This window comes from Methylocapsa sp. D3K7, from assembly GCF_029855125.1.
Lineage (GTDB): Bacteria > Pseudomonadota > Alphaproteobacteria > Rhizobiales > Beijerinckiaceae > Methylocapsa.
In genome coordinates, this window is record NZ_CP123229.1 from 2,579,983 (window position 1) to 2,606,390 (window position 26,408).

The 26,408-nt window shown below is 58.7% G+C and carries 32 protein-coding genes; 16 read left to right on the forward strand and 16 right to left on the reverse strand.

The genetic code is table 11. The annotated features are described in order from the left end of the window. Positions 1-66 precede the first annotated feature (66 nt). From aqpZ to arfB, 3 genes are all read right to left on the reverse strand, one after another. A complete protein-coding gene (gene aqpZ / locus QEV83_RS12070) occupies positions 67-765 on the reverse strand; it encodes an aquaporin Z (protein ID WP_280127978.1) in 699 nt (232 codons plus the stop codon). A 460-nt stretch (positions 766-1,225) separates the two neighbouring features. After that, positions 1,226-1,462, reverse strand: a complete 237-nt coding sequence (locus QEV83_RS12075) for a hypothetical protein (protein ID WP_280127979.1) — start codon at positions 1,460-1,462, stop codon at positions 1,226-1,228. Positions 1,463-1,655: 193 nt separating this feature from the next. Then, entirely contained in the window at positions 1,656-2,081 is a 426-nt protein-coding gene (gene arfB / locus QEV83_RS12080) for an alternative ribosome rescue aminoacyl-tRNA hydrolase ArfB (protein ID WP_280127980.1), read from the reverse strand. An 85-nt stretch (positions 2,082-2,166) separates the two neighbouring features. On the opposite strand from arfB, the gene QEV83_RS12085 reads away from it, so the two are divergent. The 3 genes from QEV83_RS12085 (at position 2,167) to QEV83_RS12095 (ending at position 4,812) form a co-directional block, all read left to right on the forward strand. Beyond that, positions 2,167-3,156 carry an extensin family protein gene (locus QEV83_RS12085; protein WP_280127981.1) on the forward strand — a complete coding sequence of 330 codons (990 nt, stop codon included), beginning with the start codon at positions 2,167-2,169 and terminating at the stop codon, positions 3,154-3,156. Between the two features lie 386 nt (positions 3,157-3,542). After that, positions 3,543-4,382, forward strand: coding sequence for a sugar transferase (locus QEV83_RS12090; RefSeq protein WP_280127982.1), 840 nt, complete (start codon positions 3,543-3,545; stop codon positions 4,380-4,382). Between the two features lie 133 nt (positions 4,383-4,515). After that, the gene (locus QEV83_RS12095) at positions 4,516-4,812 is read left to right on the forward strand and encodes a hypothetical protein (protein ID WP_280127983.1); all 297 of its coding nucleotides are present in this window, start codon (positions 4,516-4,518) and stop codon (positions 4,810-4,812) included. 54 nt (positions 4,813-4,866) lie between these two features. On the opposite strand, the gene QEV83_RS12100 is transcribed toward QEV83_RS12095, so the two are convergent. Beyond that, on the reverse strand, positions 4,867-5,040 hold the full coding sequence (locus tag QEV83_RS12100) for a hypothetical protein (RefSeq protein WP_280127984.1): 174 nt from the start codon (positions 5,038-5,040) through the stop codon (positions 4,867-4,869). Positions 5,041-5,197: 157 nt separating this feature from the next. Then, positions 5,198-5,431 (reverse strand): hypothetical protein, encoded by a 234-nt coding sequence (locus QEV83_RS12105; protein WP_280127985.1) that lies wholly within the window; start codon positions 5,429-5,431, stop codon positions 5,198-5,200. Positions 5,432-5,933: 502 nt separating this feature from the next. On the opposite strand from QEV83_RS12105, the gene QEV83_RS12110 reads away from it, so the two are divergent. The 7 genes from QEV83_RS12110 to galE all read left to right on the forward strand — a co-directional run bounded on the left by QEV83_RS12110 (position 5,934) and on the right by galE (position 11,494). After that, positions 5,934-6,098 carry a Flp family type IVb pilin gene (locus tag QEV83_RS12110; RefSeq protein ID WP_280127986.1) on the forward strand — a complete coding sequence of 55 codons (165 nt, stop codon included), beginning with the start codon at positions 5,934-5,936 and terminating at the stop codon, positions 6,096-6,098. An 87-nt stretch (positions 6,099-6,185) separates the two neighbouring features. Continuing rightward, positions 6,186-6,353, forward strand: a complete 168-nt coding sequence (locus tag QEV83_RS12115; protein WP_280127987.1) for a Flp family type IVb pilin — start codon at positions 6,186-6,188, stop codon at positions 6,351-6,353. Between the two features lie 108 nt (positions 6,354-6,461). Continuing rightward, a complete protein-coding gene (locus QEV83_RS12120; protein WP_280127988.1) occupies positions 6,462-6,626 on the forward strand; it encodes a Flp family type IVb pilin in 165 nt (54 codons plus the stop codon). Between the two features lie 54 nt (positions 6,627-6,680). Continuing rightward, positions 6,681-7,193 carry a prepilin peptidase gene (locus QEV83_RS12125; RefSeq protein ID WP_280127989.1) on the forward strand — a complete coding sequence of 171 codons (513 nt, stop codon included), beginning with the start codon at positions 6,681-6,683 and terminating at the stop codon, positions 7,191-7,193. A gap of 310 nt (positions 7,194-7,503) precedes the next feature. Then, positions 7,504-8,961, forward strand: a complete 1,458-nt coding sequence (locus QEV83_RS12130; protein WP_280131042.1) for a circularly permuted type 2 ATP-grasp protein — start codon at positions 7,504-7,506, stop codon at positions 8,959-8,961. A 188-nt stretch (positions 8,962-9,149) separates the two neighbouring features. Beyond that, positions 9,150-10,109: an alpha-E domain-containing protein gene (locus QEV83_RS12135; protein WP_280127990.1), complete on the forward strand. Its 960-nt coding sequence runs from the start codon at positions 9,150-9,152 to the stop codon at positions 10,107-10,109. A gap of 362 nt (positions 10,110-10,471) precedes the next feature. Continuing rightward, on the forward strand, positions 10,472-11,494 hold the full coding sequence (galE, locus tag QEV83_RS12140; protein WP_280127991.1) for a UDP-glucose 4-epimerase GalE: 1,023 nt from the start codon (positions 10,472-10,474) through the stop codon (positions 11,492-11,494). Between the two features lie 14 nt (positions 11,495-11,508). Here the strand turns inward: galE and rho are convergent, their stop codons facing one another. From rho to hemE, 3 genes are all read right to left on the reverse strand, one after another. Beyond that, a complete protein-coding gene (gene rho, locus QEV83_RS12145; protein ID WP_280127992.1) occupies positions 11,509-12,777 on the reverse strand; it encodes a transcription termination factor Rho in 1,269 nt (422 codons plus the stop codon). Positions 12,778-12,989: 212 nt separating this feature from the next. Further along, positions 12,990-13,421 (reverse strand): protoporphyrinogen oxidase HemJ, encoded by a 432-nt coding sequence (gene hemJ, locus QEV83_RS12150; RefSeq protein ID WP_280127993.1) that lies wholly within the window; start codon positions 13,419-13,421, stop codon positions 12,990-12,992. Next, positions 13,418-14,428, reverse strand: coding sequence for a uroporphyrinogen decarboxylase (gene hemE, locus QEV83_RS12155; protein ID WP_280131043.1), 1,011 nt, complete (start codon positions 14,426-14,428; stop codon positions 13,418-13,420). Before hemE ends, hemJ begins: the two co-directional genes overlap by 4 nt. A gap of 443 nt (positions 14,429-14,871) precedes the next feature. Between hemE and QEV83_RS12160 the strand changes: the two genes are divergently transcribed. The 5 genes from QEV83_RS12160 to dnaQ are packed head-to-tail and all read left to right on the forward strand — an operon-like array spanning position 14,872 to position 18,489. Continuing rightward, entirely contained in the window at positions 14,872-15,705 is an 834-nt protein-coding gene (locus QEV83_RS12160) for a pyruvate, water dikinase regulatory protein (RefSeq protein WP_280127994.1), read from the forward strand. Next, positions 15,702-16,319, forward strand: coding sequence for a Maf family nucleotide pyrophosphatase (locus QEV83_RS12165; RefSeq protein WP_280127995.1), 618 nt, complete (start codon positions 15,702-15,704; stop codon positions 16,317-16,319). The genes QEV83_RS12160 and QEV83_RS12165 overlap by 4 nt, the downstream gene beginning before the upstream one ends. Further along, positions 16,319-17,164 (forward strand): shikimate dehydrogenase, encoded by an 846-nt coding sequence (locus QEV83_RS12170; protein ID WP_280131044.1) that lies wholly within the window; start codon positions 16,319-16,321, stop codon positions 17,162-17,164. The genes QEV83_RS12165 and QEV83_RS12170 overlap by 1 nt, the downstream gene beginning before the upstream one ends. Next, entirely contained in the window at positions 17,164-17,760 is a 597-nt protein-coding gene (coaE, locus tag QEV83_RS12175) for a dephospho-CoA kinase (RefSeq protein ID WP_280127996.1), read from the forward strand. Before QEV83_RS12170 ends, coaE begins: the two co-directional genes overlap by 1 nt. A 9-nt stretch (positions 17,761-17,769) precedes the next feature. Next, a complete protein-coding gene (gene dnaQ, locus QEV83_RS12180) occupies positions 17,770-18,489 on the forward strand; it encodes a DNA polymerase III subunit epsilon (protein WP_280127997.1) in 720 nt (239 codons plus the stop codon). Positions 18,490-18,504: 15 nt separating this feature from the next. Here dnaQ and glcF read toward each other — a convergent pair whose 3' ends face one another. Together glcF and glcE are read right to left on the reverse strand one after the other, a co-directional pair. Next, positions 18,505-19,800, reverse strand: coding sequence for a glycolate oxidase subunit GlcF (gene glcF, locus QEV83_RS12185; protein ID WP_280127998.1), 1,296 nt, complete (start codon positions 19,798-19,800; stop codon positions 18,505-18,507). After that, positions 19,801-21,009, reverse strand: coding sequence for a glycolate oxidase subunit GlcE (gene glcE, locus QEV83_RS12190; protein ID WP_280127999.1), 1,209 nt, complete (start codon positions 21,007-21,009; stop codon positions 19,801-19,803). It lies immediately after the preceding gene. A 117-nt stretch (positions 21,010-21,126) separates the two neighbouring features. Here glcE and QEV83_RS12195 point away from each other — a divergent pair, with 117 nt between their 5' ends. Then, complete coding sequence (locus QEV83_RS12195; protein ID WP_280128000.1) at positions 21,127-21,306, forward strand: hypothetical protein; 180 nt, start codon at positions 21,127-21,129, stop codon at positions 21,304-21,306. Positions 21,307-21,313: 7 nt separating this feature from the next. On the opposite strand, the gene QEV83_RS12200 is transcribed toward QEV83_RS12195, so the two are convergent. From QEV83_RS12200 to hisH, 6 genes are all read right to left on the reverse strand, one after another. Next, on the reverse strand, positions 21,314-22,435 hold the full coding sequence (locus tag QEV83_RS12200) for an acyltransferase (protein WP_280128001.1): 1,122 nt from the start codon (positions 22,433-22,435) through the stop codon (positions 21,314-21,316). A gap of 425 nt (positions 22,436-22,860) precedes the next feature. Then, positions 22,861-23,820 (reverse strand): type I pantothenate kinase, encoded by a 960-nt coding sequence (coaA, locus tag QEV83_RS12205; RefSeq protein WP_280128002.1) that lies wholly within the window; start codon positions 23,818-23,820, stop codon positions 22,861-22,863. Continuing rightward, positions 23,821-24,162 (reverse strand): phosphoribosyl-ATP diphosphatase, encoded by a 342-nt coding sequence (locus QEV83_RS12210; protein ID WP_280128003.1) that lies wholly within the window; start codon positions 24,160-24,162, stop codon positions 23,821-23,823. Continuing rightward, on the reverse strand, positions 24,159-24,989 hold the full coding sequence (hisF, locus tag QEV83_RS12215; protein ID WP_280128004.1) for an imidazole glycerol phosphate synthase subunit HisF: 831 nt from the start codon (positions 24,987-24,989) through the stop codon (positions 24,159-24,161). The genes QEV83_RS12210 and hisF overlap by 4 nt, the downstream gene beginning before the upstream one ends. Positions 24,990-25,019: 30 nt before the next feature. Further along, positions 25,020-25,760, reverse strand: a complete 741-nt coding sequence (gene hisA, locus QEV83_RS12220) for a 1-(5-phosphoribosyl)-5-[(5-phosphoribosylamino)methylideneamino]imidazole-4-carboxamide isomerase (protein ID WP_280128005.1) — start codon at positions 25,758-25,760, stop codon at positions 25,020-25,022. Then, positions 25,757-26,407 carry an imidazole glycerol phosphate synthase subunit HisH gene (gene hisH / locus QEV83_RS12225; protein ID WP_280128006.1) on the reverse strand — a complete coding sequence of 217 codons (651 nt, stop codon included), beginning with the start codon at positions 26,405-26,407 and terminating at the stop codon, positions 25,757-25,759. Before hisH ends, hisA begins: the two co-directional genes overlap by 4 nt. Position 26,408: the final 1 nt, after the last annotated feature.

A 26,408-nucleotide genomic window follows, 5' to 3' on the forward strand; every position in this document is an offset into this window, starting at 1 on the left:
GGCTCGTTTCCAGCATGCAATCGTGAAGCCGCCTCACGGGCGGCTTCACGGATGCGGGCGTGATGGCTAGTCGGACTCGCGGCGGAACAAGACCCCGCCGACGACGCCGGCGATCACGGCGCCCGAGATCGGCGCGAGCCAGAAGAACCAGAGCTGTTCGATATAGGCCTTGCCGGCGAAAATCGCCGGGCCGGTGCTGCGCGCGGGATTGACCGAGGTGTTGGTGATCGGAATGGAAATCAGATGGATGAGGGTCAAGGTCAGACCGATCGCGAGTGGCGCAAAGCCAGCCGGCGCGCCGGGCGAAGTGACCCCAATGATGACAAGAATGAAAAAGAAAGACAGAATCGGCTCAATGACAGCGGCGGACAGAAGCGAATAATGACCGGGGCTCAATTCGCCAAAACCATTCGCGGCGAAACTGCCTAGCACAAAGCCGGGGTGGCCCTCCGCCACGACTTTGAGCACCGCCGCCGCGCAGATCGCTCCGGCAACCTGGAACACGATATAGGGAATGACATCGCGGAACGGAATCCGGCGTCCGGCCCAGAGGCCGAGCGTGATCGCAGGATTGAAATGGGCGCCGGAAATATGTCCGACGGCGTAGGCCATCGTCACCACGGTGAGGCCGAACGCGAGCGCGACACCGACAAAACCGATCCCGAGTTGCGGATAGGCGGCGGAGATCACCGCGGCGCCGCAGCCGCCAAAAGTGAGCCAAAAGGTGCCAAGAAATTCAGCGATCGAGCGCTTTCCAAGATGCATTGAACAATTCCTTTGCTGGGGGAAGGCCAAGACGGAAGAGAATGTTTCGCGGTCCGCAAAGCCCCGCCACCAGAGCTCGTGGCGGTTCTCGCGGCTCCCTTGGCGATCCGGCGGGAGGGGTGTTGGACGCGTATGAACACGCCGCATCGGAGGAAGCGGCCCGGAACATAGCGATTTGTTATGAGGTTTTTTTATAGTTCCTTTATAGTCTTTTTCATATCTCCCGTCGAGCGGGGCGAAGAGGCCGCCAAACTCAAGGCTTCAAGCGGCGGATTGCCGCGCAAGCCCGCAGTGTCGGTCCGTCGAGGCCGCAGGCAAGGGGCAGCTCAAGGGGCGGGAGAACCGGGAAAGTGCCGCAACCAGCCACGGGCGGGGTGCAGGTCACGAGCCGTAGATGGAGGATTGCGAAGATCGCTCGGCAGCGAGCCGCCGCCAGGCTTGCGAACGCTGACGCGCCTTTTCATGTCGTTTGCCGCGACCAAAGTTCGGCTTCGAGCTGTGCCCTGGCGAGGAGATGCGCCAAACTCTGAAACCGCGCGCCATTGGCGAGATTGGCGAGTTCTCCCGTCATTTGCGCGATATAGGTGGCGGTGCCTTGCGCGCCCTCGACAATCTCCGAAATTTCAACGGGTTTCGGATTTTTTTTGCGGGTGGAAAGCTGGCTGAGCCGGCCAGCCAAAGCTTCTGGCTTGTTCATCTGGAGTTCCCCTCTGTTCCGTAAATGTTATGCTTACGTTCGCATAATCCGGCCATTTTGTGAAGATAATAAAATATGAAAAGTCGAATTTTATTTTTCGACTGCAAATTTATCACTCTTTAGCAGTGCGGCTGGGCTTCCACCAAAGCTTATGATCCTCGCGCGAAGCTTTCGGCGCGGCGAAGGGCAAGATTTATCCGCCTGACGGAGGTGCCCGCAGGCGTTTGGTTTCGCCGCGCCGGACCTTGCTCTCGACGCGGCGCAGACGGGATGCAAGGCTCGGGCGGGTTTTGACGCGTCTTTTCGGTTTTTCCGCAGCAGCCGCGATCAAGGCCAGCAAGCGCTCAAGCGCCGCGCGGCGGTTCTGCTCCTGCGAGCGGTGCGCTTGCGCGAAAATGACCAGCACGCCTTCCTTGGTTAGTCTTGCCCCGGCAAGGCGCCGCAGGCGAATTTTCAACGCCTCGCCGAGCGACGCCGACCCGGCGACGTCGAATCGCAGATGCACCGCCGTCTCGAGTTTGTTGACATTCTGGCCGCCAGGTCCGCTCGCGCGGGCGAAGGAAAATTGCAGTTCGCTTTCCTCGATGGCGATGTCCGGCGTGACCTCGATCCTTGGCATCGTTGCGTGTCCGGGGCGGGCTGTTTCAAATTCATTAACCGAAATGCTTTAGCGCCGGTTAAGATATTGCGCGCATGTCTTGCCCATGGCGTGTCGCGTTCTGCCATTTGCCGTTGCGGCAGCCTTGATGCTGGCGCTGACCGGCTGCTCGAACTATGAGCGGCCGCGCCGCCCCGCGTGGCGTGGCGAGGCGGAAGCTGCTTGTGTCGCGCAAAAACTCGTTCATGTCTCGGCCTATGTGCAGCCCGCCCGCGAAATCGATGGCCCTGGCATCTGCGGCCTGACCCGGCCGTTCAAGGTGAGTGCGCTCCTTGATGGCGCGGTGCAATTCAATTCGGCCTATACGCTCGACTGTCCGATGATCGCGGCGCTCAATGCGTGGCTGACGGACGTGGTCCAGCCTGCGGCGCTGGCGCGGTTCGGCACGCCGGTCGCGCAGATCGATTCCATGGGCGCCTACAGCTGCCGGAGCATGAACAACCAATGGGGCGCGCGGCTGTCCGAACATGCGTTTGGCAACGCCCTCGACATTGGCGGATTTCGCCTGACGGACGGGCGGCAGATTACGATTGTCCGCGACTGGATGCGTGGCGATGACCAAACACGGGCTTTTTTGCAAGACGTCCATTCCGGTGCCTGCACCACCTTCACCACGGTGCTCGGCCCTGGCTCCAATATTTTTCATTACAACCATATCCATGTCGATCTCGCCTTGCATGGCAACACCTCCAGCGGGCCGCGCCGGATCTGCCGCCCGCAGCTGCGCCCCAGTCCGGTTCCGGGGCCGCCTCGCGATGGCCTGCCCAATCCGCCGGAGATCGACGAGGATATCGACATCGCCCAAGCCGGACATCCGGAAGGCGACGCCTTGGCATTTCATGCGGGGCCTGGGCCAGCGCCGTCCGCCCGCATTCCTGACGCCTATTTCGCCGCCGCGGCACGCACTCCCGCCGCGCGGGCCTATGCACCGGTTCCCCCCGAGCCGGTGCGCGGCGCGATGCGCGAGGATGGCGCCTTCGTTCCGGAGGGCAAGCCCTCCGATTGGGATCTGACATCCACGATTCCGCCGCGATAGGGGCCAGCCGTGAGATTGGGAAACGCGCTAGTCCCTTATGTCGGAGTGAGTTGACAACTAGGCCAACCCTATGTAGACTTCGCTACTATGGATAAGAACTTAAGGCTATCAACGCAGACGCTCAAGGTTCTCGGAGCTTTGGTGTCTCACCCATTGCGGGAACTGTCGGGTGCGGAAATTGCCAAGGATACGCGACTTGCTTCCGGCACACTTTATCCGATTCTCTGTCGCCTCGAGGGGGTTGGTTGGCTAGAGAGCCGGTGGGAAGTCGAAAATCCAGCCGTGCTAGGGAGACCGCGCCGTCGCTATTATCGAATAACCGCCGCTGGAGCGAAGAATCTTCAAGAGCTTGCCCGCGATCTTACGCCGACTATGGGGAGGCTCGCGTGGAGCTGATTGGGCGATTGATTCTTGCAATCCTTGCTATTCTTGGAGCTATTGTTGGACAGGCAATCTCACGGCAGCTCGCAGATGAATTCAAGGCTTGGACGCCTCGGCTAATAAACACGATCATTAGATGCGCTGTCCGCCAGCTTCCCGAGAATCAGCGCGAGCGGTTTGCAGAAGAGTGGCAGAGCCACGTTGATCAAATACCAGGCGAAATTTGGAAGCTAAAGGAGGCTTTTGGATTCTTATTAGCCTCCTGGAACATGGGCGACGTCGCTTACGGTTTCAGCAAACGCGCGTTGGATATTGGTCTTAGTTGGGCGTTCCTTTTCTGGAGTGTTCCCCTCTTTGCTCTTGCTGCCGCGGCAATCAAATATGAATCTAGTGGCCCGATTGTTCTCAGGACAATGCGGCCGGGTCGCAATAAGAAGCGGTTCGCCAGGCTGCAGTTCCGCACTTTTATCGTTTCGGAGAACGGCGAGCGGGAAGTGACACAGCTTGGTCGCTTTATGCGGAGATCTGGCTTCGATATGCTGCCGCAAATAATCAATGTCATCAAGGGGGACATGTCGCTTGTCGGTCCGTCCTTTTCATTGTTTGAACACCTGCAAAGGTCACAGGACGAGCCGCCTCTGGTCTTTCGCAATGTCAAACCCGGTGTCTTCGGGCTGACGCAACGTAACCACCTTGGCAGCTCCACAGAGGCAATGGCGACTGGTCTTAGTGAAGACGATCTTTATTATGTAAGTAATCGGTCTTTGTGGTTTGACCTAAAAATCGTTTTGACGTCGGTTTGGGCCATCCTGACGGATCGTAACCCCCCGCGTTGTTCGACCTAAGTTCCCGGCTATCCGGCAAGAGCCAGAGGTAGACGGAATCAGGGTCTCCGTCGAGCTTAAGTAAAATATATTTTGTAATATCAATCACTTATGCGATAGAGAGCGCGGATATATTGGGCGCGCTGGAGGATCCATGGAAGAACCCCATTTGGACGAAACCCGGATCACCGCGCGATTACCGCGTCTCGATATCGAAATCGTCCATGGCCGCTCACCCGGCGGCGAAAGCGAGCATCTTTCGGTCCGCCTGCAGGCGGTGCCGTCCTTCGAAGCTTTCGGCCGTTATGCCGAGGCCGCAAATCCATTTCTGTTTTGGATGCGCCTCGCCCAAACGGCATGGGCGCCATGGCTCGGCGCGGCTTCCGCCAGCCTGCCACGGACAAATGCCAATCGGCTTCCGGCACCGCCGGACAGCGGAACGGACTCTTAATCCGAAAAGTTTCAACTTTTCAGAGTGCTCCGGTCCCGTCCGATGGAACCAAATTTATTGCGCGAGCGTCTCGAGGGCGATCATGAAGCACCCCACGGCGGCGAGGGGCGCCGGCGCGAGGAACTCGTCAAAAAACCCCTGTTTGCCATTGATGGATTCAAGCCAAAGCCCGAGACTCCCGAGCCAAGCGATAATCAAAAGATCAATTGGGAACGCAATCGAAGTCATGTCGAGCTCCTTTCTAGAGCTGGCGATGCCTCCGGATTCCTCCCGCTTAAAATACTAAATTCGAGAACCTTCGGCTCTCTCGGCGAAACTTCGCATGACCATTCTTTCGCGACCTTCGCCCGTTTGCAGTTGCGCGCTCCCTACGCGAAAAAAATTTTTATCCCCGGATATCGGCGCCAATAAGGCCGATCGCGATCCCTTGCCGCCGGGCGATCTCGAGTTTCACAGCGGTCCAATAACGCGCATGACGTGTGCCGTCGAGGCAGCGCCCCCCGATCCGGTCACGCGCCTCGAAATAGGCCCGGTCGTTGAAGTTTTCGATGAGGCGGCGGGCATCGGCCGCGATTGCCGCTTTCCATTCGGTGCGGCGCCGGATCAATCCAAGGAGCATGGCGAATCTTCCCACAACCCATAAGAGCACAACCAAACTACAATCAAGACGCGCAAAAATCAACCATTAAATACAATGCAGAGTTGCAAATACCTGATTCGTATCATTTTATAACACCCGCCCCGACTCGATGGAGACGCCGGACGCGCAAAAAATTTGCTTATCCAAAGAATAAACCCACGCCGGAGCTGAAGGGTTCCCGAAACGCTCGGGCAAAGTTACGCGGCCTTGCCGGCGGTATGCCGATTAAGGGAAGCGTTGATCGTTTTGGAGAAGGTCTCTCCAAAATTGACGTAGGGAGAAGAGCACGCTTCGGCCTCTGCAAAAACAATATTATCGAATAGTAAAACAAATACAAATTGAATGATTTTTGAATGTAAATTACAATCGTATTTGTTTATTCTATCTAAAACTCCGTCCTATATCTTCCTACAATTCCAGGGATACCAAAATCTATTACGGCGCTGGAATTTTTGTCCAATAGAATTCAGGAGATTGCATTATGGGTCATGTGTTCCGCCGGTTTATGGCCGATCAGTCGGGTGTTGCGGCCATCGAATATGGTCTCATCGCCGGCTTGATCGCCGTCGTGATCATCGCCTCCGTGCGCCTGCTCGGAACAAGTGTTTCCAGCAAATTCTCAACCATCGCAAACGCCTTGACCTGAGAACGACGTGCCTGCCTTGGCCGCGCCAAGCTTCCCGTCAGCCGCCCAGCATTGCCTGGCCGGGCATCAAACAACAGGAGTAGAAGTATGAACAACAATATGTTCCGCCGTTTTATGGCCGATCAGTCGGGTGTCGCGGCTATCGAATATGGCCTCATCGCCGGCTTGATCGCCGTCGTCATCATCGCCTCCGTGCGCCTGCTCGGCACCAATGTTTCGAGCAAATTCTCGACAATTGCCGACGCCTTAACCTAATCCAGGCCGCGACTTGCCCTCTCCGTGCGATTTCGAGGCACCGCCTTCAAGGATGGAGTGTCAAAGTTTGGCGCGGCGGGGGCAGCGAAACCGCCAGGAGCATTCCTCATGCCGGCTTTATTCATCGGGTTTGCGCGCGACGAATCCGGCGTTGTGGCCGTCGAATATGCTCTCATCGGCGGCTTGATCGCGCTCGTGATCGTCGCTGCCATAACCCTGGGTGGCTCGGCTCTGTCAGCCAGATTCGCAGCCGTCGCGGAAGGCTTTACCTGAACGGCCGCGAAAGTGGTTGCGGGCCGTGCTGGATAATCAATTCTCGGAGCGCTTATGCTTGAAGCCGCGACGCTGCTCTTTTTTCCCGCGCTGATGGTGTTTGCCGCCATCTCCGATCTCCTAACCATGACGATCTCAAACCGCATCTCGCTCGCCCTCGCCGTCCTGTTCATCGGCATGGCGATCGCCTGCGGCCTGACCGCGGCGGAAATCGCCTGGCATCTTGCGTGTGGCGCCTTGATGCTTGTCCTTACTTTCTTCATGTTCGCCCGCGGCTGGCTCGGCGGCGGCGATGCGAAACTCGCGGCGGCGACGGCGATCTGGCTCGGGTTCGAACATATCGGCGATTATGCGTTTTCTGCCAGCATCCTAGGAGCGCTCCTGGCGCTCATCCTTCTCGGGCTCCGGAAATGGCCAAGACCTAGCGCCTTTCCGGAGCCGCGCTGGATCGCCCGCTTGCTCGATCCCGCCACCGGCATCCCCTATGGCGTCGCCCTCGCCTGCGCCGGCCTGTTGCTTTACCCCAGCACCGCGATCTGGCTCGGCGCCGCCAATACACTTGGCTAGCCAAAAGCGGCCCTGGAAGGCACCGCTCTCCAGCGGCGTGCATCAGCGTCCACAGACTGGTTTTTTTGCCCCCCCTGGCATAGGATATGCTTGAAAGCTACTCGCTCGCCGCTTCGTCCATGGGAGCGGCATCGCAACTCTTGGAACCCAAGACTTTGGAACCCAAGAACAGCGAGGCTTCGAATTGACGTCATACCTCACACATTCGTCTGGGCTCATGAAAAAACCAATCCTTGAACGAAGCCGCGCGGCCGATATTCCGGCTGAAAGGGAGGGCGGTTAATTGCCCGAGACGCCCTGTTTCGATGAAATGACCTTGGCGAACGGCGCGATCCGGCCAGTGTATGGCAAGATCGCCAGTTGGCTTGCCGCGACTCCGGCCGGCGTCCTCGCAGCGCGCCGTTCGCAAGCCGAGCTTTTGTTCCGCCGTATCGGTATTACCTTCGCCGTCTATGGCGAAGGCGAACAAGACAACTCCGAGCGATTGATCCCCTTCGATATCATTCCGCGCATGATGCTGCGCTCGGAGTGGACCCACCTTGAGGCCGGTCTCATGCAAAGGGTGAAAGCCCTGAACTTATTTTTGGCCGACATTTATGGCGCACAGGAGATCGTTAAGGCCGGCCGCATCCCGGCCGATCTGGTAGCGCACAACAATGAATTCCGGCCGGAAATGGTCGGCTGGCGGGTGCCGCACGACATTTACGTGCATATCGCCGGCATCGATGTCGTCCGCACCGGCGAGGATGATTTCTACGTTCTCGAAGACAATGTGCGGACCCCGTCCGGGGTCTCCTATATGCTGGAAAACCGCGAGGTCATGATGCGGCTCGCGCCCGATCTTTTCGCCGACCACCGCGTCGCCCCGGTCGAAAATTATCCCGATGCCCTGCTCGCCGCCTTGCGGTCGCTGGCACCGTCTGCGGCTCCTGACGAGCCGACGATCGTCGTGCTGACGCCCGGCCGCTTCAACTCCGCCTATTACGAGCATTCCTTTCTGGCGGATAAGCTCGGTGTCGAACTCGTCGAGGGCAGCGATCTTCTCGTCGAAAACGACGTGGTTTATATGCGCACGACGGAGGGCGAAAAACGGGTCGATGTCATTTACCGGCGGATCGACGACAATTTTCTCGACCCTGAGGTGTTCAACCCCGAGTCGATTATCGGCGTGGCGGGATTGATCAGGGCGTACCGGGCGGGAAATATAACGATCACCAACGCGGTCGGCACCGGCATCGCCGATGACAAGGCGATCTATACCTATGTACCGGAGATCATCGATTTTTATCTTGGCGAAAAGGCAATTTTGAAAAACGTGCCGACATGGCGCTGCCGCGAGCCCGGCGCCTTGCGCTATGTGCAGGAGCACCTGGCCGAACTTGTCGTGAAGGAGGTCAACGGTTCGGGCGGCTATGGCATGCTGGTCGGGCCGCATGCGACAAAATCCCAGATCGAGATCTTCGCCGCCAAGCTCGCCCATGATCCAGACAATTTCATCGCCCAGCCGACCCTCGCGCTTTCGACGACACCAACGCTTTGCGATTCTGGCATCGCGCCACGCCATGTCGATCTGCGGCCTTTCGTGCTCACCGGCACGAATGGCATGCGGGTCGTGCCGGGCGGATTGACAAGGGTTGCCTTGAAGGAAAAGTCACTTGTCGTGAATTCGAGCCAGGGGGGCGGCACCAAGGACACTTGGATCGTCGAGGATTCCATTTTTGACGACATCCCCATCACCAGAGGCCAAAACCAAATGATATCATCTTAAAATACGGCCCTCACGGACTTGTCTTATCGCCGCCAGTTGTGAAGACTCATCGCTCGATATCCGGTATCTCGTTTGCGGCCTCTGATATTTTCATGATTGAAGAAAGTTGCTCCGTGACGCCATTGCCGAATGATCTTCGCCATTGCTCCGGCATTCCGTTTTGCTTAATCCCGAACTAGAGGCTGGTGATGCTTTCCCGCACGGCGGACAACCTTTATTGGCTTGCGCGCTACGTTGAGCGCGCCGATTTTCTCGCCCGGATCATCAAGGCGGCGCAAAGGCTCGCCACCTTGCCTGTCAGCTATTCCGGCACTGGCACGGAATGGGAAAGCGCGCTTGAATCTTCCGGCGCGGCGCAGGGGTTCCGGGCAACCCGCGGCGCCGCCGAGGAAGCCAGCGTCATCGATTATCTGACATTTGCGCCGGACAATCCGTCGTCGATCCGCAATTGCATCAAATTCGCACGGGCCAACGCCCGGGCGGTACGCACCGCCCTGACAGCCGAGATGTGGGAAGCGATCAATGGCGCCTGGATCGAGCTTGGGCGGTTTGAAGCCAGCAACAATGGCTCCAGCCGCTATGACCGCGAGGGGCTCTCGCACTTTTTTGAATTTGTGAAAAAGACGTCGCTCGACTACGACGGCTCGGTCGATCGCACCATGTTGCGCAATGATGCCTATTGGTTCTCGCGCGTTGGTCTTTATATGGAGCGGGCCGACAATACCGCTCGAATCCTCGACGTGAAGTATCACGTCCTGTTGCCAGCGGAGGAGGAGGTTGGCGGATCGGTCGACTATTTTCAATGGACCGCAATCCTGCGCGCGGTCTCCTCGCTGACCGCCTACCATTGGGTTTATCGCGAGAGCGTGAAGCCCTGGCTCATCGCCGACCTACTGATTCTCAAGAAGGAAATGCCGCGCTCACTGATTGCCTGCTACGACAATATCGTTCATTTCCTCGACGCGATCGGCCACGCTTACGGCCGTCCGGGGGCGTCGCAGGCACAGGCGCACGAGGTCCTGGCCCGCCTCTCGAATGCGACGACAAGTGAAATTTTCAAGGTCGGCCTGCATGAATTCATCACCACTTTTGTCGAGGACAATGACCGGCTCGGCGAAACAATCAGCCAGCAATATTTGGTGCATTGAGCGGCAAATTGCTGCCAGCCACGGAACTTCCGGCTTGCGCAAATATTTTCGCTTGCCATATCTGAAGCTAAACGCGGCGGCGAAAAGTCGCGGTTGTTGTTCGCCGGATGTGCGCAATGTCACGTGATGTTTGGCATTAGTTTTGATAAGGTTAAGGTAGTTGCTTTCGGCAATAACGGCTCGATATCGCCATAGCTTTAAAAAGATGCGGGATCGCGATACGCTGCTTGGCCTCTTCATTTATGGATTGTTTTTACGTAATATTTTCAACTATTTAGAGCGGTGCCTGACGAGACAATTTGTGAGCGACAGATAAGTCCGGGCATGAACCTCGCCCAAGGATTTCCATCGGGAGTGACAGTATGACAGTTTTGGTAACTGGCGGCGCTGGCTATATCGGTGGCCATATGGTGCTCGCGCTTCTTGACGCCGGCGAAAAGGTTGTTGTTCTCGACGATCTGTCGACCGGCTTCCGGTCCGCCGTGCAACCGCCAGCAAAGCTCGTCGTCGGCGATTTTGGTGATATGGCGCTCGTTGAAAGAATTTTCCGCGAGCACAGTATCGACGCCATCGCGCATTTCGCCGCCAAGATCGTGGTGCCCGAATCCGTCACCGACCCGTTGCGTTATTATCTCAACAATACTGCCAAAGCGCGCAACTTGCTCGAATGCGCCACGCGCCACAAGATCAAGCATTTCATCTTCTCTTCGACAGCCGCGGTTTATGGCGAACCTCAGAGCAGCCCCATTCACGAAACGGATCCGCTTGTCCCGATCAATCCCTACGGGCGCTCCAAGCTGATGACCGAGTGGATGCTGCAGGATACCGGCAAGGCGCATGGCCTCAACTACGTGATCCTGCGCTATTTCAATGTCGCTGGCGCGGACCCGAAGGGACGCCTTGGGCAATCGACCCCGCAAGCAACCCATCTCATCAAGGTCGCGGTACAAGCCGCACTCGGTTTCCGGCCTGGCCTCGAAGTGTTTGGCAATGATTATCCAACCAAGGATGGGACCTGTATTCGTGACTATATTCAGGTCACCGATCTCGTCGCGGCGCATCTCATGGCGCTCGAGCATTTGCGCAAGGGAGGCGAAAGTCTCATTTGCAATTGCGGCTACGGCAAGGGCTTCTCGGTGTTCGAAGTCCTCGACGTGGTCAAGGAGGTCTCGGGCATCGATTTTAAGGTGCAGATTTCGGCGCGCCGTCCGGGTGATCCTGCTTCGCTCGTCGCGGGCGTCGGCCACATCAAATCGATGTTGAACTGGACGCCAAAATACGATGATCTGCCGACAATCGTCCGCCAGGCGCTCGATTGGGAGCGCCGTCTGCACAACAAACCGATGCGTGAAAAATCGTCCGCCGAGGATTTGCTGGCTGGCTAATCCTGGTCCTTGAATTACGTGTTCATGGACTCGAAAAAAGTCGCATTGCCTTTCGGCGTTTCCCGCAATTTGCCCAGCAAGAACTCGATCCCGTCGACCGTTCCCATGGGGTTGAGGATGCGGCGCAGCACATACATCTTTTTCAAAATGTCGGGCGGGACAAGCAGCTCCTCCTTGCGGGTGCCGGAACGGGTAATATCGATCGCGGGGAAGGTCCGCTTATCGGCGACCTTGCGATCGAGAATGATTTCCGAATTGCCCGTGCCCTTGAATTCCTCGAAGATCACTTCGTCCATCCGTGAGCCGGTATCGATGAGCGCCGTCGCGATGATCGTCAGCGAGCCGCCTTCCTCGATATTGCGCGCGGCGCCGAAAAACCGCTTTGGACGCTGCAAGGCATTGGCATCGACGCCGCCGGTGAGCACTTTGCCGGAAGACGGAACAACGGTGTTGTAGGCACGGCCCAGGCGCGTAATCGAGTCGAGCAGGATCACCACGTCGCGGCCATGTTCGACCAGACGCTTGGCCTTTTCGATGACCATTTCCGCGACCTGCACATGCCGCACGGCAGGCTCGTCGAACGTAGATGACACGACTTCGCCGCTCACCGACCTTTGCATATCGGTGACTTCCTCCGGCCGTTCGTCGATAAGGAGCACGATCAAATAGCATTCGGGATGATTGGCGGTGACCGATTGCGCGATATTCTGCAAGAGCACCGTCTTGCCGGTTCGCGGCGGCGCAACAATCAAGGCCCGCTGTCCCTTGCCAATGGGTGCCACGATATCGATGACCCGCGCCGAGAGATCTTTCCTCGTCGGGTCGGTCACCTCGAGCTTGAGGCGCTCGTCCGGATAAAGGGGAGTCAGATTGTCAAAATGAACTTTATGCCGGATTTTTTCCGGATCCTCGAAATTGATCGTATTGACCTTAAGCAGCGCGAAATAGCGCTCCCCTTCCTTGGGACTGCGAATCAGCCCTTCCACCGTATCGCCGGTGCGCAAGCCGAACCGGCGGATCTGCGACGGCGAAACATAAATGTCGTCGGGACCGGCCAAATAATTCGCATCGGGCGAGCGAAGGAAGCCGAAGCCATCCTGCAAGACTTCGATGACGCCTTCGCCAACGATTTCGATGTCGCGGCTCGCCAGCTGTTTCAAAATCGCGAACATCAGCTCTTGCTTGCGCATGATCGAAGCGTTCTCGACTTCGTGTTCTTCCGCGAAGGCAAGCAGCTCGGTCGGCGACTTAAGCTTCAAGTCCTGCAGTTTAATTTCCTGCATAGGGATTAAGACCTTGGAGAGCGCACGGAATTGACCGCGCAAACGAGGGAGGGAATCTGGCGCAATCCGGCTCTACGATACCGGTGCAAGCGCTCTTGACGCGGCGCCTGAGCAGCACCTGAACTGTATGAGTTCATGCGAGGGGATAATTCAAGATAGATCGAATTAAACGTTTTGACAAGCCAAATGATATTGGCGGAGCTAGTTTATGATCAAATTGGTTTGACCACGACAAGAATGACGATCGCTACCATCAAGACGGTCGGAACTTCGTTGATGACACGAAAAAACCGCGCGCCATGCTGATTCTTTCCATCCGCCAATGCCTTGCGGACGATTGCAAAATATCCGTGCAGCGCGCTCATGGCAATCACGAAAACGAATTTTGCCTGGAACCATCCCTCGTGCAAATAGCCGCCCCAAATCGCGAGCGTTATTCCACTTGCCCAGACGGCCAGCAAAGCGGGCAGCATAATAGCCCGCATCAGCCGCCGCTCCATCACGGCAAAGGTCTTTGCTTCCGTCGAGCCGCCTGCTGCGTCCGCATGATAGACAAAAAGCCGCGGCAAATAGAGCATCCCGGCCATCCATGAGATCACTGCGAGGATGTGGACAACTTTGATCCAAAGATAGAAATGGCTCATTGAGCGGCGCTCCGCCGCACCCTTTCAAGCATGAGCGTGACATGATCCACCGGCGTCTGCGGCAAGATGCCGTGGCCAAGATTGAAAATATGCGGCCTTCCCCGCAGCGCCGAAAAAATATCGCCAACCCCCCTTTCCAGCGCAGCGCCCCCAGCGGCGAGCGCCAGGGGATCGAGATTACCCTGCAACACAAGATTTCGCTCGAGTGTCCGCCCGGCCCATTCTGGATCAATTGTGCTGTCAAGCCCGAGCACGTTGATGCCCGTTCGCACCGCGTAATCCTTCAAATGCAGCGCGGCACCTTTGGGAAAGCCGATGACCCGAGCCCCCTTGTGGCGGCGGCGCAGACCGGTGACGATCGCCGCGACTGGCGCAGTGCACCAACGTTCAAATTCGGCTGCGGGCAAGACACCGGCCCAAGTGTCGAAGATTTGCACGGCTTCGACACCCGCTTCGATCTGTTTCGCAAGGTAGTCGATCGAGACATCTACCAGCCGGTCGATGAGGTGCTGAAATTGATCGGGATATCGGTAGGCGAAAAGCCGGGCAGGAGCCTGATCGGGCGTGCTTTTGCCAGCGATCATATAGCAGGCCAGTGTCCACGGCGCGCCGCAGAAGCCAATGAGCGCGGTTTCCTTGGGGAGATCCTGCTTGACCCGTTCAATGGTCTCGAAAATAGGAGCGAGCCGGCTGAAATCCAGCGTTTCGGTCAGCTTGGCGAAATCTTCAGGTGCCACGATGGGATCGAGTTTGGGTCCCTCACCCTGCTCGAAACTGACTTTTTGGCCAAGCGCATCTGGTACAACCAAAATGTCGCTAAACAAAATCGCCGCATCGAAGCCGAAGCGCCGGATGGGCTGCAAGGTTGCTTCCGCCGCGAGGACAGGAGTGTAGCAAAAATTTAGAAAGGATGATGCTTTGGCTCGAATCGCCAAATATTCCGGCAAATAGCGTCCGGCTTGCCGCATCAACCAAACCGGTGGCGGAAAAGTCGCTTCGCCCTCCATGACTTTCAAAAAAGGCTTCGCTGTTGTGCCCTGTAATCCTTCCAAATCCGAGATCCTCTAATAAATCTAAGAATCTTTCTTAGAAGGTCTTTTGCGTCTGATTGGCCAGCGAAATAGGCTCATTCGCCGGATTGCACAAGCAAGTGCCCAGTTGCAAGCTTATCCGCAAGATTCACATACACACACAGCTTGCGGGGTTGTTAACGTTTCATTAACCTTTGGAATTGGATAGCGCGAGAGTTGAGTTTCTAATTCAGCGGCAATTGGCTTCTCCCCATGCTTCACAGGGCGTCCCATTTTACAGCTCAGCCATTGATGCCGGTTGATGAAATGGCCTAGCTTCGTCCGACAAAAGGGTTGCCACCGGCCCATGCCACCGGTTATCCCCTTTACTCCCCTGCAGTCCTTCGAGATTGGGGGAACCCGGCGAGGCGCGGAAAATCGTGGGGCGGCATTATTTCCATCTGCATCTCGTGTCCGATTCGACAGGCGAGACCCTGATCGCGACGAGCCGTGCCGCCGCAGCGCAATATGAAGGGGTGTCATCGATCGAGCATGTGTATCCGCTCGTGCGCAGCCAGGGGCAGCTCATCAAGGCGATCGCGGAAATCGAGATGGCACCGGGAATCGTCCTATTTACTTTGGTCGATCAGGAGCTGGCGGGTCAGCTGGAAGCTTCTTGCAAAGAGATGGGAGTGCCTTACCTGCCCGTCTTGCAGCCGATCATGGATTTGTTCGAGTCCTATATCGGAACGACGTCGAAGCACCGGCCGGGTGCCCAGCATATGCTCAACGCCGATTATTTCCGGCGCATCGATGCTTTGAATTTTACGATGATTCATGACGACGGGCAGCAAACCGAGAATTTCGAGGCGGCTGATGTTGTTCTCCTGGGGGTCAGCCGCACCTCGAAAACGCCGACAAGCATTTATCTGGCCAATCGCGGCATCAAAACCGCGAACATTCCCTTGGTGCCGGATGTTCCCTTGCCGGAGGCGGTTCTGACATTGCGCAAGCCGCTGGTTGTTGGGCTTTTGGCGTCTCCGGAACGGATTGTTCAGATTCGCGAGAACCGCCTGATATCCTTGAACGCCAATCCCGATTCACCCTATGTCGATCGCCTGCTCGTCGCCGACGAAGTCAAAAGGGCGCGTAAGCTGTGCGCCTTGCAGGGCTGGCCGGTCATCGATGTCACGCATCGTTCCATCGAGGAAACCGCGGCCGCAGTCATTGATCTTTACAAAGTTCACCAGCTGAATTTCATAGCTTCCTCATGACAGAGCTTTGGTGCAGCGCTGCGCCGCTCGTTCTCGCATCGAAAAGTGCCACCCGGCAAAGACTTCTCGCGGCCGCCGGGATTCCTTTCGAGACGCGGCCAGCGGCCATTGATGAGCGTGAACTCGAAGTCCCGCTGCTGGCGTCGGGTGCCGGGGCGGCCAAGGTCGCCCTGGAATTGTCGCGCGCCAAGGCGTTGCAGGTCAGCGCGGCTATGCCGGACCGACTGGTGATCGGCGCTGACCAGACGCTGAGCTTCGAGGGCCGGGTTCTCGGGAAGCCGGCCAGTTTCGATGCGGCGGTGGAACAGCTCAAAGCCTTGTCCGGGCATACCCACGAACTTTGCTCCGGCTGTTGCGTGGCGCGGGAAAATGTCATTGTTTTTGAGACGGTTCGCGTGGCGCGGCTGAGTTGCCGGCGGTTCAGCGGCGATTTTATTGAAGCCTATGTCAGGCAAGCAGGGGAGGCGGTTTTGAGCAGCGCTGGTGCCTATCAGCTGGAGGGTCTCGGCATTCATCTGTTCGAGGCGATCGAGGGCGATCATGCCACAATTCTCGGGTTGCCGCTGCTGCCGCTTCTCAAATTTCTGCGCGGCGAAGGAAGCCTTCTTTCGTGATGTCTTCAACCGGCAAAACACCAAAAGCCTGCGTCATCGGCTGGCCCGTCGCACATTCGCGTTCGCCCCTGATCCACCGCTTTTGGCTGGAGCGGCTCAGGATCGCCGGGACTTACGAATTGGCGGCGGTCACACCTGCTGATTTTCCGGACTTTGTCCGCGGTCTCGCGCAGCACGGCTTTGTCGGCGGGAATGTCACCTTGCCGCACAAGCAGATGGCATTCGCATCTTGCGATGCTTTAACGGAGACAGCCGCGCGCCTGAAAGCTGTGAATACCCTGTGGATAGAAGCGGGAAAACTCTGGGGCGACAACACCGACGCCGCCGGGTTTCTCGGCGCCTTGGATCAAGATGCACCAAAGTGGGACGCCGATCCCGGAACGGCGTTGGTCCTCGGCGCGGGAGGCGCCGCGCGGGCCATTGTTCACGCCCTCCAGCTTCGCAAGACGAAGCGTATTCTTCTCTCTAACCGCACACGGGCGCGGGCCATCGCGCTCGCCAGTGAGTTTGGCGTCGAGGTTGTGGATTTTGGGGATCTCCCAGGTGCGATGGAAGGCGCCGCGCTGCTCGTCAACACGACGTCGCTGGGCATGCGTGGGCAGCCGCCGCTCACCATCGATATCACTCCGCTCCCGGCCAGTGCGGTGGTCAGCGACATTGTCTATGTTCCGCTGGAAACACCGCTCCTCGAAGCCGCAAGAGCGCGAGGTCTTCGGACTGTTTCCGGCATCGGCATGCTTTTGCATCAGGCTGTGCCAGGGTTCACGCGCTGGTTCGGCGCGACTCCGTCTGTAACAGCGGAACTGCGTGGCTTGGCCGAGGCCGATATCCGGGCGGCGGCCTGATGTTCGTTCTTGGCCTTACGGGCTCGATCGGCATGGGCAAATCTTCGACCGCCGCGATGTTCCGGGAGGAGGGAATTCCGGTCCATGACTCGGATGCTGTCGTCCATGCTCTCTACAAAGGTGGGGCAGCTCCCTTGATCGAGGCGGCGTTTCCAGGCACTGTGCGAGAGGGCGTTGTCGATCGCGGTCTGCTTGGCGCGCGGGTCCTCGACGATCCGGCGGCGCTCGCGCGGCTCGAAGCCATTGTGCATCCGCTGGTTGCCGGAGCCCGCCATGATTTCCTGGCAGATGCGGCGCAAAAGGGTGCGCGGCTCGTTGTTCTTGATATCCCACTTCTGTTCGAGACGGGCCTTGACCGCGAGGTCGATGCCGTGGTTCTCGTGAGCGCGCCGGAAACTGTGCAAAAGGAGCGCGTCGGGCAGCGTCCTGGCATGACGCCGGAGCGGCTTGCCGTCATATTGGGGCGGCAAATGCCAGACACGGAAAAACGCACGCGGGCGCATTTCATCATCGACACCGGCCGCGGATTTGACGCGGCGCGGCAGCAAGTGCGCGGAATTTTGCGGACGCTCGCGGGCGCGCCCGGCAGATACTGAGAAGGCGAGATGCGGGAAATCATCCTGGACACGGAAACCACCGGTCTCGATCCGGCCCAAGGGCACCGGGTCATCGAGATCGGCTGCGTCGAGCTTTTGAATGCGATTCCGACCGGCGAGACCTTTCACGTCTATATCGATCCCGAGCGCGACATTCCCGAGGAAGCCTTTCGGGTGCACGGACTTTCCGCCGAGTTTCTCGCGGGCAAGCCGGTCTTCGCCAAGATCGCGGACGACTTTCTAAAATTCGCCGCGGACGCCAAAATCATCGCTCATAATGCCGAATTCGACATGCGATTCCTCAATGCGGAACTGGCGACCTTGGGACTCGAGCCGATCGCCCAAGAGCGCGTGCTCGACACGTTGAGCCTGGCGCGCCGCAAATTTCCGGGCGCGGCAAACAGTCTTGACGCGCTGTGCGTCCGCTATGGCATCGATACTTCGCGGCGGACCAAACATGGCGCCTTGCTCGACGCCGAAATTCTTGCGGAGGTCTATGCCGAACTGACCGGCGGCCGGCAGGCGCTTCTTGTGTTTGGCGAGGGCGCTGGCTCGACGGGGTTGGGCGGTGCCAATCTTCTCACGCAAAGGCCGCAACTGCTGCTCCCCCGGCTTACTGGTGAAGAACTTTCGCATCATCGCCTCTTCATTGCCACACTCGGCGAGGCGGCGCTGTGGAACGCCTATTTTGCCGATGAAGCTCCCGCCTCAAATGTCAAACAGGCATGAAGGCTGGTAGGCGTTTTAGAGAAGTCCGTGAGGCTTCGGCCCGCCATAAACGAAGTCGAGCAATTCGATTGTGTGAAGCACTGGAATCGTGGTGCCGCTTGCGAGTTGAGTGATGCAGCCGATATTCCCGGTGGCGATCAGATCGGGTGCAGTTCGCGCGATGTTGGCGAGCTTGCGCTCGCGGAGCTGCGTCGCAATCTCGGGTTCCAAAATATTGTAAGTGCCGGCCGATCCGCAGCACAGATGGCCCTCCGGAACATCACGGACTTTGAAACCTGCCTGCGTGAGAAGCTGCTTTGGCACGGCGTCGATTTTCTGCCCATGCTGCATCGAACAGGCGGAATGATAGGCGACGATGGAGCCCTGCGGATTGGCAGGCTCCGGCAAATCGATGTCAGCCAGGAATTCCGTGACATCCTTGGCGAGCCTTGAGATCCGCGACGCCTTTGCCGCATAGGCGGGATCGTTTCGCAGTAAGAATCCATAGTCCTTGATCATGGTGCCGCAGCCGGAGGCGGTGATCAGAATGGCCTCGAGCCCGTGCCGTTCGATCTCATCAGTCCAGGCATCGATGTTGGCTCGCGCCTGGGCAAGAGCATCTGCGTCTCTGCCCAAATGATGCAGGAGGGCGCCGCAACAACCCTCGCCTGCGACATGCAGGGTCTCAATGCCTAGTCTCGCCAAAAGACGCGTCGCGGCAGCGTTGATCTCCGGCCCGATGACTTGCTGCACGCAGCCGCTCAAAAGCGCCACTCGCCCACGTAATTCGCCCGCGTAAACGGATTCGCGCGGCGGCACGGAAGGGGCAATCCTCTTCGGTGCGAGGCGCAGCATGGCGGCAAGCCGCTGCCCGGTGCGGCCAAAGCGTGGAAAAAGAGCTGCGAAAGGCAGAGCGAAGCGGGACGCGGCCAGCGCAATGCGGAAGCGGTTCGGGTAGGGCAGAACAAAGCCAAGCAGCGCGCGCAGCAGCTTGTCCGCGAGCGGCCGCCGAAACGTCTTCTCGATATGGCTTCGCGCACCATCGACAAGATGCATGTAATTCACCCCCGACGGGCAAGCCGTCATGCAGGAGAGGCAAGACAGGCAGCGATCGATATGCTTCACAGTCAGCGCATCGGCGGGACGGTCTTTTTCGAGCATGTCCTTGATGAGATAGATGCGCCCGCGCGGACTATCGAGTTCATCGCCAAGCAAAACGAAGGTCGGGCAGGTGGCGGTGCAAAAGCCGCAATGGACGCAAGCGCGAAGTATTTTCTCCGCCTCCGCCGTCGCGGGATCGGCCAGCTGGGCGAGGGAAAAATGCGTCTGCATCTAAAATTCTGCCCACATGCGGCGCGGCTCCAAAATCCCATGGGGATCGAACGCGTCTTTCAGCCGCCGCGACAATCCCGCCAGCGCTGGCGGCTGCGGCTCGAAGATGGGCACGGCCGCGCGAGTTTCAACCGGCGCGTGAATCAGGGTGGCATGGCCGCCACCATATTGCGCGACCGCTTGCCGGATGAGACTTGCGGCCGCGTCCGGGCAAGGATCGAGCGCCAGCCAAACGAGGCCGCCCGACCAATCGAACAAGGCTTCGGTGCTATGAACATGCGCGACGGCCTCGGCAATCTTGGGGCCGCTGGTGGGGGCCACCGAAATCTTCCAGATGATTTTCTCAGCTTGGCGCGCAAGCGGCGTCACATCGCGGATCGCGCGCCAGAGCGTTTGGGAGGAGTCTTCAGAGAGCCGCTCCGCCGCTCCGAAGGGTTTGAGCTGGGTCGCGAGGCGGTCGAGACGCTCGGCAACCGAGGGCGCGAAACCCTCCAGCCGCAAGGCGGTGATCGGGGTTGCGAACCCCTGCGCCGTCGCGGCGGCCAGCGGCAGATGCGCGGCGCCCGAGACATCAACCGGCGCCCCCATCGCGGCACAGAGGGCTTCGACGGCACGGCCCGGATCGAGATTTTCGAGAATGAGTGTCGCCGACGTTTCCGCGCGCGGCAGAACTTTGAGAGTGATTTCGGTCGCAACGGCTAGGGTTCCAAACGATCCGGCGAGACCGCGCGGGAGATCATATCCCGTGACATTCTTGACGACGCGTCCACCGGCCTTGAAAACTTCGCCGCGGCCGGAGACCGCCTTGATGCCCAAAACAAAATCCCGAACCGCACCGGCCTTGATCCGGCGCGGGCCGGAACAATTGGTCATGAGACAGCCGCCCAGCGTGCCGGACCCGGTGCCATAGAGATCGGCAAAGGATGGCGGTTCAAACGGGAGCTCTTGCGCGTTTTCGGCGAGCAGTGCTGTGATGTCCTCGATGGGCGTTCCGGCCAGCGCCGAGATCACGAGTTCATCCGGCTCGTAAAACAGCACCCCGGAAAGCCGCGAAAGGTCGAGGTGGCGCTCTGTCTTCACCGGCCTGCCGAGGGCGGCTTTGGAGGCAAGCCCCGTGATCGACAAGGAGGAATGTGCCGCCGCCGCATCAGCGATGAAGGCTGCTACCTCAACGGGATCGGCGGGATGAAAAGCGGACATTGTGCTCATACGGCTTAACCGGAGCGAAGGATGGAGTGGATTGTACGCTGCCGGTTTGACAAGAGTAGGCGTGGCGGGGCTTTCTGTCACGGCTTGCATAAATTCCAAGACTCAAAGGGAGCGGACATGAGCAACCACAAACACCCCCGTCATCAGGGCGGCGCCGGGGGACAGACGGGCCGCCCGGACTGGCGGCGGTTGCATCATTCGCGGCTGTTTTGGGTTGGTCTTGCCATGATGCTGCTGGCGATCACGATCTATGTGCTGTCCGACGATTTGGCCTGGCGGCCCCGGCTCAAGGGGTGACGCAGCGCTACGCCGCCTTCTTCAGTTCGTCCAGCTGCCCGGCATCCGCTCGTTGTTTTGCACTGTCTCTGACCGCTTTTCTCAGCCGGTCCACGGGCGCGGCGACATAAGCGTTGAGACCCACGGAGAAAATCAGCGACATGGCGATGACGCTCAATGACGAAAACGGTGCCACCGGCAACTCCAGATGGACCGTTTTCAGCCCATATTTGAGAATGAGAATCATGAACCAGTGGCAGATATAAACCGGATAGCTCAACTCGCCGATCGTCCGGTCCCAGGAATAGCGCTTCTGGAACAGGAACAGGAAAGGAAGCGCGAGAGCGAACGCCAGCAGAAGAAAGCATTTCTTCAAGAGGTAGCCGTCGCCGGCGGCCATCGGAAGCGCCACGATCATCACCAGGAGCGCCACGACCGCGATGGTTTCCAGACGCGGCACGGCGTCACAGAGCCGTTCAACCCGTGGCAGTAGAATTTGATGGGCAAGCGCGCCAAACAGAAAAAGCGACAATTCAAAAGGGAAAAACCTGTAGGACCACGGGTCGGCCAAACCGAACCCTGACACCATCGCGGCCCCTCGCGCGATCAGCGACAGCGCGAGGCACGAATAGAGAAGGCTGCGGTTTTTGAGAATGAACGGTGCACATAGGTAGAAAGTCAGCTCGACGCTCAGCGACCAAGCCTGCGGCACCAAAAGGAATGTCCAAAGTTGCGGCGAGGATGCGTGATAGTCCAGAAAAAATGCCAGCCCGTTCTCTCTCAGTCCCAGGAACATAATGACATCCTGGCCGAACAATACAATGTTCGTCGTCATCAACGTTACTTGCGCGGACAGGGGAAGCGAGAGAAGCGTTTGCAGTTTGTGGTCAATACCAAGGGCAAAGGCCAAGAGATAGAACATCACCGTCAGCAGCGCGACGGCCCAATACATGGGATAAATGCGCAAAAAACGATTGATATAAAAATTGCGAAGGTTGCCGTAGGCAGCCGTATTTTGCAAAATGTAGGAAATCAAAAAACCCGAGATCAGGTAAAAGCACTGCAAGGCGGCTTCGCCCCCGACAAGCACATGGCTGCCGGTGTGCGAGAATATGACGGCGAACGCGAGTAAGACGCGGATCGTACCCATGAATGGTCAGCCTTGAAAGATTCGAAAACGTCCTATGGCTTTGCTGTTTTGTCGCATGATGAAACACCGCGCGGCCATTGAGTCCGGCGCGGACCCCGTTCGATCATGCCCTAACGGAAAGCGTATCCCCGATTTGGTTTCGCTTCGCGGGCGCGTTTTGCTTGAGAAGTACGGCCTTCGCGACAACCTACTGGGGTAGGTGCGAGTTAAGGAGAATGAGTGACCAATCGGGCGAAACTGAGGATAAAATTCATCAGAATTAAAGTCACGATTTTCACGATTATGCATAGTCCGGCAACATATTGATGAAGGAATTGCCGTTAGCTTGTTATTCGTCACGCCATTTGCTGGGAACAAACGACGTTCCATGTTTCGTTAGCAAGCCATATGCCAGTTAAGCCCGATCGCTGGGGCCGCCCCGGCCTTTAGAGCTTTCTCAGCTCAACTTCTTCGATGATATGGTTTGGCCCTTTGGTCAGGATGAGGCTGGCGCGGGGCATTGTCGGAAAAACATTTTCGCGCAGATTGCGTAGATTGATTTTTGTCCAAATATCCCTTGCGGTAGCCACTGCTTGAGCGTCGTCAAGGTCTGCATATTTCCTGAAATAGGACGAGGGATCGCGGAAGGCGGTGTCGCGCAACCGCATGAAGCGCTGAATGAACCATCGTTCGAGATCGGCTTCGGCGGCGTGCAAATAGACCGTGAAGTCAAAAAAATCGGAAACGAAGGCGATCGCCCGGCCGTCTTTGGTGCCGCGATTGACCGACAGCACGTTGAGCCCTTCCAGGATGAGGATATCTGGCCGGTCGATCACGATGCTTTCGCCCGGAACGATATCGTAAGTTACGTGAGAATAGACTGGCGCTCGCACATGACGCTCGCCCGCCTTCACATCCGACACAAAGGACAAAAGCTTGACACCGTCGTAGCTTTCCGGGAACCCCTTTTTCTCGAGCAGGCCCTCGCTTTGCAAGACGGCGTTTGGATAAAGAAACCCATCGGTTGTGACGAGTTCGACTTTCGGCGTATTCGGCCAGCGCGACAGAAGCGCCTGCATGACGCGCGACAGGGTGGATTTGCCGGCCGCGACCGAACCGCCGACGCCGATGATATAGGGCACCTTGCCACCCTCATCGCCAAGGAAACGCTGGGTCGCTTTATAGAGGCCCTGCGTCGCCGCGACATATAAGGCGAGCAGGCGCGACAGCGGCAGATAGATCGCAACGACCTCCTCGAGCGAAATCGGATCGTTGAGCGAGCGCAGCCGCGTCAAATCCTCCATCGAAAGAGTCAGCGGCGTGTCGGCGCGCAAGGCAGCCCATTCGCTTCTTGTGAAGCGATGGTAGGGTGAGAGTACTGCTGCCGGGTCTAAGCGTTCGTCCATTTAGTCCTCGGCCGGTGCGGGATCTGCCTGACGTGCGGCTTTTTCCGCGTGCCCGGAGCGGCCGGTGCGGTGTTCGAGCTCGGCGCAGACATCGGCGAGTGAGATGCCCCGTTGATGCAAAACGACGAGCAAATGATACAGCAGATCCGCGCTTTCGCGGGTTAAGGCCTCGGCGTCGCCTTGCACCGCCGCAATGACGGTTTCGACCGCCTCCTCGCCGAGCTTTTTGGCGGCACGGGCCGGACCTCCGTCAAGAAGCGATTTTGTGTAAGACGCCGTCGCGCTCGCATTGGCTCGCGCGGCGATGATCGCGGCAAGATCCTCAAGGGTAAAGCTGGTCATGACACGCGTCCCAAACTGGCCGTCGCGCGATCCGCTATCGGCTCCATGCCCCGCGCGCACGGGCTTGCGTCACGGCGTATTGGCAAGCCGGCGCGCGCCATATGCTCCTTGGCCTCGGCGATGGTGAATTCACCGAAGTGAAAAATCGAGGCGGCGAGCACCGCGCTCGCGCCGCCATCGCGAATGCCTTCGACGAGATGATCGAGCGTGCCGACGCCGCCCGAAGCAATAACCGGGACGCAGACCGCGCGGGTGACGGCGCGGGTGAGCTCCAGATCGAAACCGCTTTTGGTGCCGTCGCGATCCATCGAGGTCAAAAGGATTTCACCGGCGCCGAGCGCCACCACTTCTTGCGCATAGGCGAGTGCGTCGAGGCCGGTTGGCTTGCGTCCGCCATGCGTGAAAATTTCCCATTTCCCCGCAGCCGTTTGCTTGGCGTCGATCGCCACCACGATACATTGGCTGCCGAATTTCTGCGCAGCATCGCGGACGATGTCGCGCTTGGCGACGGCGGCGGTCATGATCGAGACTTTGTCGGCACCGGCAAGCAACAGCATTCTGATGTCGTCGAGCGTACGGACGCCGCCGCCGACGGTCAGCGGCATGAAGCAGGCTTCCGCCGTGCGCTGGACAACGTCGAGGATGATGGCACGGTCCTCGTGGCTCGCCGTAATATCGAGAAAACACAGCTCATCGGCTCCTGCAAGATCATAGGCGATCGCGCTTTCGACCGGATCGCCGGCATCGCGCAGGTCGACGAAATGCACGCCCTTGACGACACGCCCGTCCTTAACGTCGAGACAAGGAATGACGCGGCACTTAAGCATGGGAGCTTTTCCGGGCGGCGCAGGGTTTTCTCATGCCAGGGCCTTCGCGCGGCCAATGAGCGCGAGCGCTTGTGCCGGATCGAGGCGTCCATCGTAGAGCGCCCGGCCCGCGATGGCGCCTTCGAGTTTGGCGCAGTCTGGCAGCAGCAAACGTTCCACGTCCTTCAGCGACGCGAGGCCGCCGGAGGCGATCACGGGAATGCTCAACCCATCGGCAAGCGCCAGGGTCGCCTCGATATTGAGCCCCTTGAGGAGGCCGTCGCGGGCAATATCGGTATAGACGATCGCGGCGACGCCCGCATCCTCGAATCGTTTGCCAAGCTCGGCAGCCGCAAGTTCCGAGCTTGCGGCCCAGCCTTCGACCGCGACCTTGCCGTCCCGCGCGTCGATCCCGACCGCGACGCGGCCGGGATAAAGCCGTGCCGCTTGCCGGACGAGAGCCGGATCGCGGACCGCCGCCGTTCCGATGATGACCCGTGTGATGCCCCGGCCGAGCCAGGCCTCGATGGCGGCGATGTCCCTTATGCCGCCACCGAGCTGCACTGGAATGCTGATGGCGGCGAGAATGGCCTCGATCGCGGGCGCGTTCATCGCGCGGCCTGCAAAGGCGCCGTCGAGATCGACGACATGCAAATATTCAAATCCCTGGCGCTCAAAATCCCGCGCCTGGGCGGCGGGATCGGCGTTGAAAACCGTCGCCCGCGCCATGTCGCCTTGCTGGAGGCGCACGCATTGGCCGCCCTTGAGATCAATCGCCGGAAACAAAATCATGGCGCCCACCTGAGGAAATTGGCGATGAGTGACAGACCAAGCGCCTGGCTCTTTTCGGGGTGGAACTGGGTTCCCGCAATGTTGCCGCGCGCGATCAGCGCGCATATGGGACCGCCATAGTCGGTGACCGCCACGACGGAGCCCTTGGCCGCGGGCTTGAACGCATAAGAGTGCACGAAATAGGCGTGCAGGCCGTCTTCGCCCGTCGGGATGCCGGCGAGCAGCGGATGCTCTGCGGCGGCACGGAGCGTGTTCCATCCCATATGCGGAATGCGCAGGCTGCTGCCTTGCGCGTCGATCACATCGACATCGCCTTCGATCCAGCCGAGCCCCTTCGTCACCCCATGTTCAAGCCCGCGCGTTGCCAGCAATTGCATGCCGACGCAGATCCCGAGAAAGGGCCGGGCTTTGTCAACGACGGCGGACGTCATCGCGGCGACCATTCCTGGCACGGCGTCGAGGCCGGCGCGGCAATCGGCGAATGCGCCGACACCGGGCAAAACGATCCGATCCGCCCGGAAAACCACATCCGGATCGGAGGTGACGGCGATGTCCCCGGAAAGTCCCGCCTCGCGCGCGGCCCGCTCGAAAGCCTTGCGGGCCGAATGCAGATTGCCGGAGCCGTAATCGACAATGGCGACAGTCACC